Origin of the sequence: Inquilinus sp. YAF38 (assembly GCF_052113205.1) — a bacterium.
Lineage (GTDB): Bacteria > Pseudomonadota > Alphaproteobacteria > DSM-16000 > Inquilinaceae > Inquilinus.
Genome location: NZ_JBFRCU010000107.1, coordinates 1 through 12,317, shown reverse-complemented (window position 1 = coordinate 12,317; position 12,317 = coordinate 1). Strand labels below are relative to the sequence as shown.

Below are 12,317 nucleotides of genomic sequence, written 5' to 3'. Positions count from 1 at the left end.
GCCCGCCGCGGCTTCCGCCCGCGCCGCCGCCGCGCTATGGCTTACGGCCGGATTCGAGGAGAAACCCGTGACCGCTGCGTCGATCGCCGTGATGACCGAGACCGCGATGGTGGTGCGCTTCGGCGAGACCATCGATCCGGTGATCGCCGACGCCATCCACGCCTTGGCGATGTCGCTGGAGCGCGACCCGTTCCCCGGCTTCGTCGAGGCCTCGCCCGGCTTCGCCACGCTGGCCGTGTTCTTCGACCCCGACGCCGTGCCGCGCGACCGTGACGAACCGCCGGCGGCCACGGTGCAGCGGCTGCTGGAGGCGCGGTTGTCCGGCCTCGACCCGGCGGCGCTGGGGGAACCCCGGCTGGTCGAGATCCCGGTCGCCTATGGCGGCGCCTTCGGCCCGGACCTGGCCGAGCTGGCGCAGCATCACGGCCTGACCGAAGAGGAGGTTATCGCCCTTCACTCCAGCGCCGAGTACCGGGTGCACATGATCGGCTTCAGCCCCGGCTTCCCGTTCCTCGGCGGGCTGGCGGAGCGGCTGGCGACGCCGCGCCGCGCGTCGCCGCGGTTGAAGATCCCGGCCGGGACGGTCGCGATCGGCGGGCCGCAGACCGGGATCTACCCGGTTGAATCCCCGGGCGGCTGGAACCTGATCGGCCGCACGCCGCTGGCGCTGTTCCTGCCGGCCGAGGACCCGCCCTGCCTGTTGGCGGCCGGCGACCGCATCCGCTTCCGCCCGATCACGGTGGAAGAGTTCAAGGCTTTGGCCGGAGACGCCAAGTGACCGTTGCCGTACTCGAGCCCGGCCTGCTGTCGACGGTGCAGGATCTCGGCCGCTTCGGCCATCGCCGCCATGGCGTGGTGGTGGGCGGCGCGATGGACCGGCGGTCGCACGCCGTCGCCAATATCCTGGCCGGCAACGATCCTGGCGCCGCCACGCTCGAGATGACGCTGATGGGCGCGGTGCTGCGCTTCGAGGCCGAGACGCTGATCGCGCTGGCCGGCGGCGGCATGCGCGGAACGGTGGCCGGTGAGGCAGTGCCGCCGCGCCGGCCGGTGCTGGTGCCGGCGGGGGCGGAGCTGCGCTTCACCCCGACCAATATCGGCTGCCGCAGCTATCTGGCGGTGGCCGGCGGCATCGCCGTGGCGCCGGTGCTGGGCAGCCGCTCAACCTATCTGCGCGCCGGGCTCGGCGGGTTCGAGGGCCGGGCGCTGAAGGCGGGCGACCGGCTGATGGCCGGCGTGCCGACGGTTTTGGGCCAGCGCCTGGCCAAGCTGCTGGCGGCGGAGCGCGGCGACCGGCCCTTCGCCACCACCGGCTGGTCCGCCGCCGCCGATCTCGACCCGTCGCTGCGGCAGTCGCCGCATGTCCGGGTGCTGCCGGGGCTGCAGGCGACCGCCTTCGATCCCGACAGCCTGGCCGCCTTCCACAATGAGCGCTTCACCGTCAGCCCGCGCTCCGACCGCATGGGCTACCGGCTGGACGGGCCGGTGCTGAGCCTGTCCTACCCCCACGACCTGCTGTCCGAGGCGGTGACGACCGGCACGGTGCAGGTGCCGCCCGAGGGCAAGCCGATCGTGCTGATGGCCGACGCCCAGAGTACCGGCGGCTATCCCCGCATCGCCCAGGTGATCGAATCCGACCTGCCGGTGCTGGGCCAGCTGCGCCCGGGCGACGTGCTGCGTTTCGTGCCGGTTGGGCTGGCCGAGGCCGAGGAGCGGCGCCGGCAGGCCCGGCTGGACCTGCGGCGCCTGGCCGCCGGGGTGACAGTCCACGCCGGGATCTGATTTTCGAGGGGACGAGATGCGCGCGAAGCTCCGCGACACCGAGATCTGGTTCGACATCGACGGCGCCGGGCTGGTGCCGGACGGCGGCGCGATGCGCGAGCGGCCGGCCGGCTTCCTGATCCATGGCGGCCCGGGCTCGGACCACAGCGGCTTCAAGCCGAGCCTGAGCCCGCTGAGCCAGCACATGCAGCTGGTCTATTTCGACCATCGCGGCCAGGGCCGCTCCGCCCGCGGCGACCCGGCGCGCTACACGCTGGACGAGAATGTCGAGGACATGGAGGCGCTGCGCCGCCATCTCGGCCTCGGCCCGATCGCCAGCATCGGCACCAGCTATGGCGGCATGGTGGCGATGGCGCATGCCGCGCGCTATCCGGAGGCGGTGTCGCATCTGGTGCTGATCGTCACCGCCGCGCATGCCGGCTTCATCGCGCGGGCGCAAGAGATCGTGCGGGAGCGCGGCACTGACGGGCAGATCGCGGCCTGCGACAGGCTCTGGGCCGGCAGCTTCCGCAGCGAGGCCGAGCTGGAGGCCTATTACCAGGCAATGGGGCCGCTCTATTCCCGCCGCTACGACCCGGCGGCGGSCGCGGCGACGCGCGGCCGGGCGATCCATTCGCCGGATGCGATCAATCGCGCCTTCGGCCCCGACGGCTTCCTGCGCCGGCTCGATCTGCGGCCGGAGCTGGCGCGGATCACCGCGCCGACGCTGATCCTGGCCGGACGGCACGACTGGATCTGCCCGCCGGAATTCTCCGAGGAGATCCACCGCCTGATCCCGGGCTCGACCCTGCGCATCTTCGAGGACAGCAGCCATTCGATCCGGGTCGACGAGCCGGAGGCACTGCGGGCCGCGATTACCGGGTTCGTGGCGGGCTGAACCTCACAAACTAGAATCGTCATCCCGGGCGCTGCGCGGCACGAAGTGCTGCGCTGCAGACCCGGGATCTCGTCGGGATCGGCGGGAGATCCCCGCTTTCGCGGGGATGACGATGAAGTGATAGGGGTGAGAAGAATTACGATACTGTCGTGTTGTTGAAATTATTTCCACATGATGGCACGCCTTCCGGTCTCGGAAGGAAGGACGATTCGATGCGCAAGATCCTCACCGCCGGCCTGGTCGCCGCCGCGCTCTGGAGCGGCGCGGCGGGGGCGGAGACCACCCWGTCCCGCGGCAATGGCGGCCAGCCGGAAACGCTGGACGTGCACAAATCCGTCGGCATCCCCGAATCCTGGATCGAGCTCGACCTGYTCGAGGGGCTGCTGGCGCCGGGGCCGAAGGGCGAGCTGGTGCCCGGCGCGGCGGAGAGCTGGACCGTCTCCGACGACGGCAGGACCTATACGTTCAAGCTCCGCGGCGATGGGAAATGGTCGGACGGCAGCCCGGTCACGGCGCAGGACTTCGTCTATTCCTGGCGCCGGCTGGTCGACCCGAAGTCCGCAGCGCCCTATGCCTATTTCCTCGACCGCGTTGTCGGGGCGAAGGAGGTGCGGCTGGGCCAGAAGCCGCCCGAGGCGCTGGGCGTTCGCGCGGTCGACGACCGCAGCTTCGAAGTCAGCCTGGTCGGCCCGACCTCCTACTTCCTGTCGATGCTGGTCAACAACTCGACCTTCCCGGTGAACCGGGCCAATGTCGAGGCCTTCGGCGACGCCTTCGCCCGGCCGGGCAACCTGGTCTCGAACGGCGCCTATGTGCTGGCCGAGGACGTGCCGCAGTCGCACATGACGCTGCGCAGGAACCCGCAGTTCCACGACGCGGCGAAAGTGGCGATCGACACCGTGCGCTATGTCGTGACCGAGGATGTCGACAGTGAGCTGTCGCGCTTCCAGGCCGGCGAGCTGGACGTCACCAGCGAGGTGCCGAGCCAGCAGGTGCCGGCGCTGAAGCAGAGCCATGCCGAGCAGCTGCACATCGCGCCCTATCTCGGCATCTATTTCTACGCCATCAACCTGAACCACGAGCCGTGGAAGAGCAGCCCGGCGCTGCGTCGGGCTTTGTCGCTGGCGGTCGACCGCGACATCATCATCGGCAAGGTGGCGCAGGGCAACCAGACCCCGGCCTACAGCTTCGTGCCGCCGGGGACCGACGGCTTCCCGGCCTGGCAGCCGGAGGAGGCGGGCTGGACCCAGGCGCGGCGCGACGAGGAGGCGAAGGCGCTGCTGGCCCAGGCCGGCTATGGCCCGGACAAGCCGCTGCAGGTGAAGATCACCTACAACACGTCGGAGAACCACAAGAAGATCGCCGTCGCCATCGCCGCGATGTGGAAGCAGAAGCTCGGCGTCGAGACGACGCTGGAGAACCTGGAGTGGTCGACCTACCTGACCCAGCACCACCAGAAGCAGTTCCAGGACTTCGCCCGCACCGGCTGGATCGGCCAGTACAACGACGCGAACTTCTTCCTGGAGCTGCAGCGCAGCGGCATCGGCGAGCTCAGCACGTCGGACTATTCCAATCCGGCCTATGACGCGCTGCTGGACCAGGCCTCGGCCGAGACCGACACGGCGAAGCGGGCGCAGATCCTGCAGCAGGCGGAGCGGCTGATGATCGCGGACACGCCCGTGATTCCGCTGTTCTTCTACACCAGCCGGCACTTGGTCTCCCCGGCGGTGAAGGGCTGGGCCGACAATCTGCGCGACCAGCACCCGACCCGCTGGCTGTCGGTCGAGCGCTGAGAGGAAATCGACGTGTTGTCTCTCCCGCCAGGCGGGAGAGGCAACGCAAAATGGAGCGATCCGCTCTGTTGCCCCGGCGGTTGACACGAGGCCGCCCCGCCGGTCATCTGCGGCCATGACCAGCCGCACCCTGCCGCGCCTGCTGCACCGCGCCCACAACGCCTATCTGCGGCTGCGCAAGCCGTTGACCCTCGGCGCCCGCATGGTGGTGCGGGACGGGGAGGGGCGCTTCCTGCTGGTGCACCACACCTATCGCCCCGGCTGGTTCTTCCCCGGCGGCGGCGTCAAGAAATGGGAGAGCTTCGAGGCCTGCGCCGTGCGCGAGGCACGTGAGGAGGCGGCGGTCGAGGTCGAATCGGTCGACCGGATGTTCTCGATCTACGCCCATTTCGACCAGCTGCGCTGCGACCACGTCGCGGTGTTCCTGGCCGATCGTTGGCGCCCGTCCGGCGGCCGCCTGTCCTTCGAGATCGCCGAGGCCCGATTCTTCCCGGCCGACGACCTGCCGCGCGACATCCACGGCGCGACCCACCGCCGGATCCAGGAGATCCTCGGCCACCGCAGCATCGACCCCGTCTGGTGACGCATCATGACTGAAACGCCTCCGCTTGCTGACCGCTTGGCCCAGATCCAGGAGTTCCTGCTGGTCTGCGACCAGTTCAAGCAGATCACCCGGCAGAACTACCTGACCGACGGCAGCCGGCGCGAGACCGATGCCGAGCACACCTGGCACATGGCGCTATATGCCCTGCTGCTGAAGGACGAGATCGGCTTCGAGGTCGACATTGCCCGCGTGCTGTCGCTGGTGCTGGTGCACGACCTGGTCGAGATCCATGCCGGCGACACCTTCGCCTATGACGATGTCGGCCGGCAGGACCAGGCGGCGCGCGAGGCCGAGGCGGCGGTCAAGCTGTTCGGCCTGCTGCCGCCCGACCTGCGCGACAAGGTGCATGGCTGGTGGACCGAGTTCGAGGCCGGCGAGACGCCGGAGGCGCGCTATGCCCGCGCCCTCGACCGGCTGCAGGCCTTCGCCCAGAACGTGGTCAGCGGCGGCAAGTCCTGGCACGAGCACGGCGTCACCCGGACCCGCACCTTCAGCCGGATGCAGGAGGCGCTGGACAGCGACCCGACGCTGCGGCTGCTGGTCGAGCGGCTCTACGGCCGGGCCGACCGGGAAAAGAGTTGGGTGTCGGAACCCGCTTCCACGGGCGATCAGTCAGGCCGATAGGCCGGCCACCCCCTCACCCGAAATCGCTGCGCGATTTCGACCTCTCCCCAAGGAGAGGTGTAGATGGGCCATGCTCTTATTTCCCTCTCCTTGGGGAGAGGGAGGGGCCCGTCGCGTTGGCGACGGGAGGGTGAGGGGGCGGCCTCACCGTCGAGCGAGTGCCTCACGCCTGAACGCCCTCCAGCCGCATCCGGTCTTCCGCCAGGGCGGCCGCGAGCCAGTCGGCCACCGTCCGGATGCGCGGCACGTCCCTGGCCGGGCCAGGCAGCAGCAGCCACAGCTCGCGCGTGACCACCGGAACGGGGCCAGACAGGCGCTCCAGCCCCGGCTCATCATCCGCCATGAAGCAGGGCAGCATGGCGCGGCCGAGGCTGGCCTGGACCGCGGCCAGCAGCTCGATGCCGCCGCTGACCCGCAGCAGCGGGTCGCGGCCGCCGGGCTGGTCGCGCAGCCAGATGCTCTGCGGCAGCTCGTCATGCGCCTGGTCGAGGGCGATCCAGCCGTCGCCATCTGTGCCGCGCGCGCGATAGACGGCATGGCCGACCCGGGCGGCCAGCCGCGCCGCCAGGTCGCCGGCGCGCGGCCGGGCCAGGCGCAGGGCGATGTCGGCGTCGCGGCGTTCCAGATCCGCATTTGTCTCCGCGCTCAGGATCGCCGGCCGCAGCCCGGCATGGCGCCGGCGCAGGTCACCGAGGCGTGGGATCAGCCAGGAGGCGAAGCTGGGCAGCGCCGCGATGCGGATCGGGCCGGACAGCGCCGCCTCGCGGTCGCGCGCGGCATGAGCAATGGCGATCGCCGCCCGCTCCATCGTCTCGGCCTCGGCCGCCACGGCGGTGCCGACCGGCGTCGGCCGGAAGCGCCGGTCGACCCGTTCGAACAGCGGCGTGCCGAGGACGTCCTCGGCGGCGGCGATGCGGCGCGACACGGTGGTCTGGTCGACCCCCAGCGCCTGCGCCGCGGCGGAGGCGGTGCCGTGCCTGGCGACTGCCAGGACGAAGCGGGCGAGGTCCCAATCCATCCCTGCAGTATTGCAGAGTACGTCGGCAGAATCTCGGCTTTCCTGCAGGAGAGGCGGCGCCAAATCTGGTCACGTGATCCGCCGTGCTCCCTGCGGCGGCCCGATGCCGGAGTGCCGGATGAAGCTGTATTACGCCCCCGAGACCTGCTCCCTGTCGCCGCACATCGTGCTGCGCGAGCTGGGCCTGCCCGTCACCCTGGTCCGGGTCGACAACCGGACCAAGAAGACCGCCGATGGCGGCGACTTCCTGGCGATCAACCCCAAGGGCTATGTCGCGGCGCTGCAGCTCGACGACGGCCGGGTGCTGACCGAAGGTCCGGCGATCCTGCAATACCTGGCCGACCTCAAGCCCGAGGCCGGGCTGGCGCCGGCGAATGGGACCTGGGAGCGGGCGCGGCTGCAGGAATGGCTGAACTTCATCACCAGTGAGATCCATGCTGGACTCAGCCCGCTGTTCAACCCGGCCCTGCCCGAGGAGGCGAAGGCGATCTTCCGCGACAAGCTGTTCCGCCGCCTGGCCTTCGTCGAGGACGCGCTGCAGGGCCGGGATTACCTGCTCGAGGGCGGCTTCAGCGTCGCCGACGCCTATCTGTTCACAGTGCTGGGCTGGACCCGGTTCTTTGCCATCGATCTCGGCCGCTGGCCGGCGATCGCAGCCTATCTGCAGCGCATCGGTGCCCGCCCCACGGTGATCGCCGCGCTGGCCGCCGAAGCGCCAGCCGAAGCCGCCTGATCCTCTTTTCTTCCTGGAGACGAAGATGCTTCCCAAGACCTTGCTCGACCATGCCGGTGCCCGGCTTCAGCCCTCCACCCTGTCGGAGGCGGTGCTGGTGCTGATCGACATGCAGCGCGAGTACAGCGATGGGCAGTTGTCCCTGCCCGGATGGAACCCGGCGGTCGAGGCGGCCGCCGCGTTGCTGGCCCGGGCGCGCCGCCTCGGCACCCCGGTCATCCATGTGCTGAACGAGCGCAAGGGCGGTCTGTTCGATGTCGACGGCCCCTATGTCGCCCCGATCGCGGCGGTGGCGCCGGCGGCCGGGGAGGCCGTGGTGAAGAAGGGGCTGCCCAACGCCTTCGCCGGCACCGACCTGGCCGATCACATCGCCGCCACCGGGCGCAAGAAACTCGTGACCGTCGGCTTCATGACGCATATGTGCGTCGACGCCACCACCCGCTCGGCGGTCGACCACGGACTGTTCTCGACGGTCGTCGCCGCGGCCTGCGGCACTCGCGACCTGCCGGATCCGCTCGGCGGCGTGCGGCCGGCGGCGGAGGTGCACCGCGCAGCGCTGACCGCCCTGGCCGACCGCTTCGCCGTCGTCGTAGCGCAGGGGGATGCCGTCCGCGACTGATGCGCTATCCTTCCGGGAGTGCAGGCGGCCCCGCCGGGCCGCCGATCCCACCGCGAGGATTGCCATGGCCGCCAAACCGCACGCCTATCCGCCGGCGGAGATCGAGGCCCGCCTGGCCCGCGACCTGCCGCGCTGGCGCTATCAGGACGGAAAGCTGTTCCGGCGCTACGAGACGCATGGCTGGAAGGGCACGATGCTGGCGATCGGCGCCATCGGCCATCTGGCCGAGGCCGCCTGGCACCATCCGGAGATCGCCGCCGCCTGGGGCTGGGTCGAGGTCCGGCTGAACACGCATGATGCCGGCGGCGGCATCACCGACCGCGACTTCGCCCTGGCCCGCAAGATCGAGGAGGTCGTGGCTTGGCAGCCGGCCCTCCAAGGGGACGGGCTGGAGGGCACACCGACGGATGCGAGGTTCGCGTACATCAAGTACGATTGAATGAGGCCATAGAGAGCCGGCCACGCCAATCCCAAACCGTCATGGCGAGCGAAGCGTGGCCATCCAGTGTCGCAGCCGGAGTGGGCCCCACCAACCTGGATGGCCACGCCCCTGCGGGGCTCGCCATGACGGTTTTGGGGAATCCTGTAACCGGCGAAGCCTCAGCCCTCGCGGCGGCGCTCGAAGCGGACGCCGATGGACTCGGCCTCGGGGAAGACGTCGAGCTTCTCGACCTCGGCCACCGCCCGCAGCACCATCGGATGAGCCATGGCGAGGTCCAGCACATGCTCGGCGACGGTCTCGATCAGCCGCACATGCTCCTTCTCGGCCAGGGCCTGCAGGCCCTGCACCAGCGCCTCATAGGAGGGGACGCGGCCGATGTCGTCGCCGATGCCGCCCGGCGGCAATTCGACCTCCATCTCGACGCTGATGCGGACGCGTTGCTGCCGCTGCTCCTCATGGGCATAGACGCCGATCGATATCGGCACGACGAAGTGGCGCAGCCGGATCAGATAGGTTGACGCGCGGGCGGTCTCGGCCGCCGGAAAGGCGGTCGGCTTCGATCCGGCGCGTGTGACGAGCGGAATCGGGGAACGGTGCGGGGCACTCATGGGGCGATCCGATTGGCGGACACGAGAGCCGTGACTCTGCCGGCCGAGGGTCCGATGGCGAGGCACGGGCAGTCTGGCCGTGCAATGGCCCGAGGAAGGGCATCTTCCCGCGATCGGCCCGGGAAGGCGAGAGCGAAATGCACGCATCGCGTGCATGGCTCCCGCCACCCCGGCGAGGCGGATCCGGACCCGATCAGGTCGTCAGCAGGATGGCCCCGCGGCCTTCGATCGGCTGGGCGCCCGCGATCTTGGCGACGATGTCGCCGGGCCGCACCAGCCGGTGCAGGCACTGCGACCACAGCACTCCGTCGACCCCGGCATGCAGCGGCGTGCGCGCCTGGTCGGGCGCGGCGGTGGGATCGACGATGTCGGCGACATGCTCGCCGCGGCGCAGCCGGGCGCCGAGCGGCTGGAAGTAGGTCACGATGCCGGCCACCGGGGCACGCAGCATCTCGTTGCCGGCCAGCGGCGTGGCGTCGCACCGCGCCGCGGGCAGCGGGCCGGGATCGCCGGCCACCACGCCGCGGCGCTGCAGGAACCGGACCAGCGCATCGGCATCGGCCCCGGCGGTGTCGTCGTCGACATCGGCCTGGCCGCGCAGCTCGATCGTCGCCGCCAGGCAGGCGGGCGGCAGCGGATGGGCGTCGCCGAGCAGGCGGCGCAGCACCCACCATGGCGCCGAATTCGCCTCGTCGAACGGGTTGTCGCCGGAGTCCTCGGCCAGCAGCACCGCCTCGGCCCCGAACTCGCGGGCCAGATCCTCGCCATCCGGCCACAGCGGCGTGCCGAGATAGACATGCACCGGCGCCCGGTTGTCGCAATGCAGGTCGAGCACGAGGTCGGCGTCGATCGACAGTCCCAGCAGCAGCTTGCGCAGCGCGCCGGTCTCGCCGGCCGGCTGCTGCTCGGCCAGCGCCGCCAGCAGCGCCGCGCGCACCAGCCGGACGTTGCGGCCGGCGTCATCCGTCAGCTGGCCAGCGATGCGCGGCGCCACGATCGGGGCGAGGTCCGGATAGTGCCGGTTGAAGTTGCCGCGGCCGTCCAGGGCGAAGCGGCCGACATGGTATTCCAGCACAGATTGCGACAGGCCGATCGGGTTGGCGGCCGGCACCACCACGATCTCGCCTTTGATCGCGCCGGCGGCATCCAGCGCATCGAGCCGGCACAGCAGGTGATGGGCCGCCAGCATGCCCGGCAGCTCGTCGGCATGCAGCCCGGCCTGGACATAGGCCTTGGGGCGGGCCCCGGGCTGGCCGTAGCGGTGCACGGTGACGGTGCGGCTGGTTCCCAGCGCGGGCGAGGGCAGCGGGATCTGGCTGACGGTCTTGCTCATTTCGGCACTCTGGCTAAAGACGCGGCACCCTAGCGCGACGACCGCGGGAAGGCATCCGTCGGGTGCTGGTCATATTTTCGCCAGCGTCGCAGCAGTTGCCTAAAATTTGTTCATCCAGGCAAGGTCGGCCGGCCGAGATCCGCCGCCTCGCCTGCTGCCGACGAAACCGGCACGCCACTTGCTTGGACCCATGGCGAAAAGGCGGTTTGTGCCGGTGCCGACAGGGCGGCTGCCGACCGTCAGCCGGAAAGACGTAGGCTGGAGAAGACTCAATGAAGCGGACGTTTTGGGGACTGGGAGGCGTGTGCGCCGCCTTGCTGACGGCGTTGCCGGCTTGGGCGCAGGATGCGGCGGCGGCGGCGACACCGACGCTGAATTCGGGCGACACCGCCTGGATGCTGACCTCCAGTGCGCTGGTCCTGATGATGACCATCCCGGGGTTGGCGCTGTTCTACGGCGGCATGGTGCGCAAGGCCAATGTGCTGGCGATGCTGATGCAGTGCTTCGCCATCACCGCCCTGGTCAGCATCATCTGGATGGTGCTGGGCTACAGCCTGGCCTTCGGTCCCGGCGGCAAGTATGTCGGCGACCTGTCGCGCGGCTTCCTGAAAGGCCTGGATGTCGGCGCGCTGACCGGGACGATCCCGGAAAGCGTGTTCATGATGTTCCAGATGACCTTCGCGATCATCACGCCGGCGCTGATCGTCGGCGCCTTCGCCGACCGCATGAAGTTCTCGTCGCTGCTGGTCTTCACCGCACTGTGGTCGGTCATCGTCTACTCGCCGATCGCGCATTGGGTGTGGCAGTCGAACGGCTGGCTGTTCGGCGCCGGCGTGCTCGACTTCGCCGGCGGCACGGTGGTGCACATCAATGCCGGCATCGCCGGGCTGGTGGCCTGCATCGTGATCGGCAAGCGGCATGGCTATGGCACCGGCATGGTGCATGCCTTCGCGCCGCACAACCTGGTGCTCAGCGTCATCGGCGCCTCCCTCCTGTGGGTGGGCTGGTTCGGCTTCAACGCCGGCTCGGCGCTGGCTGCGAACGGCACCGCCGGGATGGCCTTCGCCGCGACCCACATCGCGACGGCGGCCGCGGCCCTGGCCTGGATGTTCGTCGAATGGGGCGCCAAGGGTAAGCCGAGCGTGCTCGGCGTCATCTCCGGCGCGGTCGCCGGCCTGGTGGCGATCACCCCGGCCTCCGGATTCGTCAACCCGATGGGTGCCCTGGCGATCGGCGTCGCTGCCGGCGTCATCTGCTACTTCGCCGCGACCTCGGTGAAAAAGGTGTTCGGCTACGACGACTCGCTCGACGTGTTCGGCGTGCACTGCGTCGGCGGCATCGTCGGTGCGATCCTGACCGGCGTCTTCGCCGATCCGGCGATCAACTCGCTCGGCACCGGCCTGCTCTACGGCAACCCCGGCCAGGTCTGGATCCAGGTCGAGGGCGTCCTCGCCACTCTGATCTGGAGCGGCGGCGTCACCCTGGTGCTGCTGTTCCTGATCAAGGCGGTGATGGGCCTGCGGGTCTCGGAAGAGGCGGAGCGCGACGGCCTCGATCTCGCCCTGCATGGCGAGGCGGTGCAGTAACGCTCGCACAGTTGGCGGCCAGACTTGGGGCGTCCTTCGGGACGCCCCTCTTTTTTGTGTGCCGAGCATGATCGACAGCTTGGAGGTGAAAGTCCTCTACCCAGCCTGATGGCGGTGAAGGGTTAGCGAAGCGCAAGGGCGTCGCCGCGAGGCGGGGTCTGAAGGAAGCGTGGAGCAAAGCCGCGGCCCGATGGACAAGAACCGGATAGAAGGCCTACCCGGCCGGACGAGCGAGCAAATGATCGCGAAGTCCATAGCCATCAAAGGCCGGGGTGGTAGATCCGGCGGGCGTGCGGTG

General features: G+C 70.0%; 13 protein-coding genes. 10 read left to right on the top strand and 3 right to left on the bottom strand.

Annotated elements, in window-relative coordinates; translation table 11 throughout:
* Positions 1-67 precede the first annotated feature (67 nt).
* The 6 genes from pxpB to AB4Z01_RS31555 all read left to right on the top strand — a co-directional run bounded on the left by pxpB (position 68) and on the right by AB4Z01_RS31555 (position 5,680).
* The gene (gene pxpB / locus AB4Z01_RS31580; RefSeq protein WP_441700259.1) at positions 68-778 is read left to right on the top strand and encodes a 5-oxoprolinase subunit PxpB; all 711 of its coding nucleotides are present in this window, start codon (positions 68-70) and stop codon (positions 776-778) included.
* A complete protein-coding gene (locus AB4Z01_RS31575; protein ID WP_441700258.1) occupies positions 775-1,782 on the top strand; it encodes a biotin-dependent carboxyltransferase family protein in 1,008 nt (335 codons plus the stop codon). Before pxpB ends, AB4Z01_RS31575 begins: the two co-directional genes overlap by 4 nt.
* Positions 1,783-1,798: 16 nt before the next feature.
* Positions 1,799-2,659: an alpha/beta fold hydrolase gene (locus AB4Z01_RS31570; RefSeq protein ID WP_441700257.1), complete on the top strand. Its 861-nt coding sequence runs from the start codon at positions 1,799-1,801 to the stop codon at positions 2,657-2,659.
* Positions 2,660-2,871: 212 nt separating this feature from the next.
* The gene (locus AB4Z01_RS31565) at positions 2,872-4,452 is read left to right on the top strand and encodes a peptide ABC transporter substrate-binding protein (protein ID WP_441700256.1); all 1,581 of its coding nucleotides are present in this window, start codon (positions 2,872-2,874) and stop codon (positions 4,450-4,452) included.
* Positions 4,453-4,567: 115 nt separating this feature from the next.
* Positions 4,568-5,035, top strand: a complete 468-nt coding sequence (locus AB4Z01_RS31560) for an NUDIX domain-containing protein (RefSeq protein ID WP_441700255.1) — start codon at positions 4,568-4,570, stop codon at positions 5,033-5,035.
* A 6-nt stretch (positions 5,036-5,041) separates the two neighbouring features.
* Positions 5,042-5,680: an HD domain-containing protein gene (locus AB4Z01_RS31555; RefSeq protein WP_441700254.1), complete on the top strand. Its 639-nt coding sequence runs from the start codon at positions 5,042-5,044 to the stop codon at positions 5,678-5,680.
* Positions 5,681-5,843: 163 nt separating this feature from the next.
* On the opposite strand, the gene AB4Z01_RS31550 is transcribed toward AB4Z01_RS31555, so the two are convergent.
* Positions 5,844-6,698, bottom strand: a complete 855-nt coding sequence (locus AB4Z01_RS31550; protein WP_441700253.1) for a LysR family transcriptional regulator — start codon at positions 6,696-6,698, stop codon at positions 5,844-5,846.
* A 118-nt stretch (positions 6,699-6,816) separates the two neighbouring features.
* On the opposite strand from AB4Z01_RS31550, the gene gstA reads away from it, so the two are divergent.
* From gstA to AB4Z01_RS31535, 3 genes are all read left to right on the top strand, one after another.
* Positions 6,817-7,431 carry a glutathione transferase GstA gene (gstA, locus tag AB4Z01_RS31545; protein ID WP_441700252.1) on the top strand — a complete coding sequence of 205 codons (615 nt, stop codon included), beginning with the start codon at positions 6,817-6,819 and terminating at the stop codon, positions 7,429-7,431.
* Positions 7,432-7,456: 25 nt separating this feature from the next.
* Positions 7,457-8,050 (top strand): isochorismatase family protein, encoded by a 594-nt coding sequence (locus AB4Z01_RS31540; protein WP_441700251.1) that lies wholly within the window; start codon positions 7,457-7,459, stop codon positions 8,048-8,050.
* A gap of 64 nt (positions 8,051-8,114) precedes the next feature.
* On the top strand, positions 8,115-8,489 hold the full coding sequence (locus tag AB4Z01_RS31535; RefSeq protein ID WP_441700250.1) for a 4a-hydroxytetrahydrobiopterin dehydratase: 375 nt from the start codon (positions 8,115-8,117) through the stop codon (positions 8,487-8,489).
* A 161-nt stretch (positions 8,490-8,650) separates the two neighbouring features.
* Here the strand turns inward: AB4Z01_RS31535 and AB4Z01_RS31530 are convergent, their stop codons facing one another.
* Together AB4Z01_RS31530 and AB4Z01_RS31525 are read right to left on the bottom strand one after the other, a co-directional pair.
* On the bottom strand, positions 8,651-9,100 hold the full coding sequence (locus AB4Z01_RS31530) for a dihydroneopterin aldolase (RefSeq protein ID WP_441700249.1): 450 nt from the start codon (positions 9,098-9,100) through the stop codon (positions 8,651-8,653).
* 193 nt (positions 9,101-9,293) lie between these two features.
* On the bottom strand, positions 9,294-10,433 hold the full coding sequence (locus AB4Z01_RS31525) for a succinylglutamate desuccinylase/aspartoacylase family protein (RefSeq protein ID WP_441700248.1): 1,140 nt from the start codon (positions 10,431-10,433) through the stop codon (positions 9,294-9,296).
* A 272-nt stretch (positions 10,434-10,705) separates the two neighbouring features.
* Here AB4Z01_RS31525 and AB4Z01_RS31520 point away from each other — a divergent pair, with 272 nt between their 5' ends.
* Positions 10,706-12,019: an ammonium transporter gene (locus AB4Z01_RS31520; RefSeq protein ID WP_441700247.1), complete on the top strand. Its 1,314-nt coding sequence runs from the start codon at positions 10,706-10,708 to the stop codon at positions 12,017-12,019.
* The last annotated feature ends 298 nt before the right edge of the window (positions 12,020-12,317 follow it).

Coding starts and splice junctions, on each gene's coding strand:
- AB4Z01_RS31560 (WP_441700255.1), top strand. CDS start 4,568: ATGACCAGCCGCACCCTGCCGCGCCTGCTGCACCGCGCCCACAACGCC.
- AB4Z01_RS31555 (WP_441700254.1), top strand. CDS start 5,042: ATGACTGAAACGCCTCCGCTTGCTGACCGCTTGGCCCAGATCCAGGAG.
- AB4Z01_RS31550 (WP_441700253.1), bottom strand. CDS start 6,698: ATGGATTGGGACCTCGCCCGCTTCGTCCTGGCAGTCGCCAGGCACGGC.
- gstA (WP_441700252.1), top strand. CDS start 6,817: ATGAAGCTGTATTACGCCCCCGAGACCTGCTCCCTGTCGCCGCACATC.
- AB4Z01_RS31540 (WP_441700251.1), top strand. CDS start 7,457: ATGCTTCCCAAGACCTTGCTCGACCATGCCGGTGCCCGGCTTCAGCCC.
- AB4Z01_RS31535 (WP_441700250.1), top strand. CDS start 8,115: ATGGCCGCCAAACCGCACGCCTATCCGCCGGCGGAGATCGAGGCCCGC.
- AB4Z01_RS31530 (WP_441700249.1), bottom strand. CDS start 9,100: ATGAGTGCCCCGCACCGTTCCCCGATTCCGCTCGTCACACGCGCCGGA.
- AB4Z01_RS31525 (WP_441700248.1), bottom strand. CDS start 10,433: ATGAGCAAGACCGTCAGCCAGATCCCGCTGCCCTCGCCCGCGCTGGGA.
- AB4Z01_RS31520 (WP_441700247.1), top strand. CDS start 10,706: ATGAAGCGGACGTTTTGGGGACTGGGAGGCGTGTGCGCCGCCTTGCTG.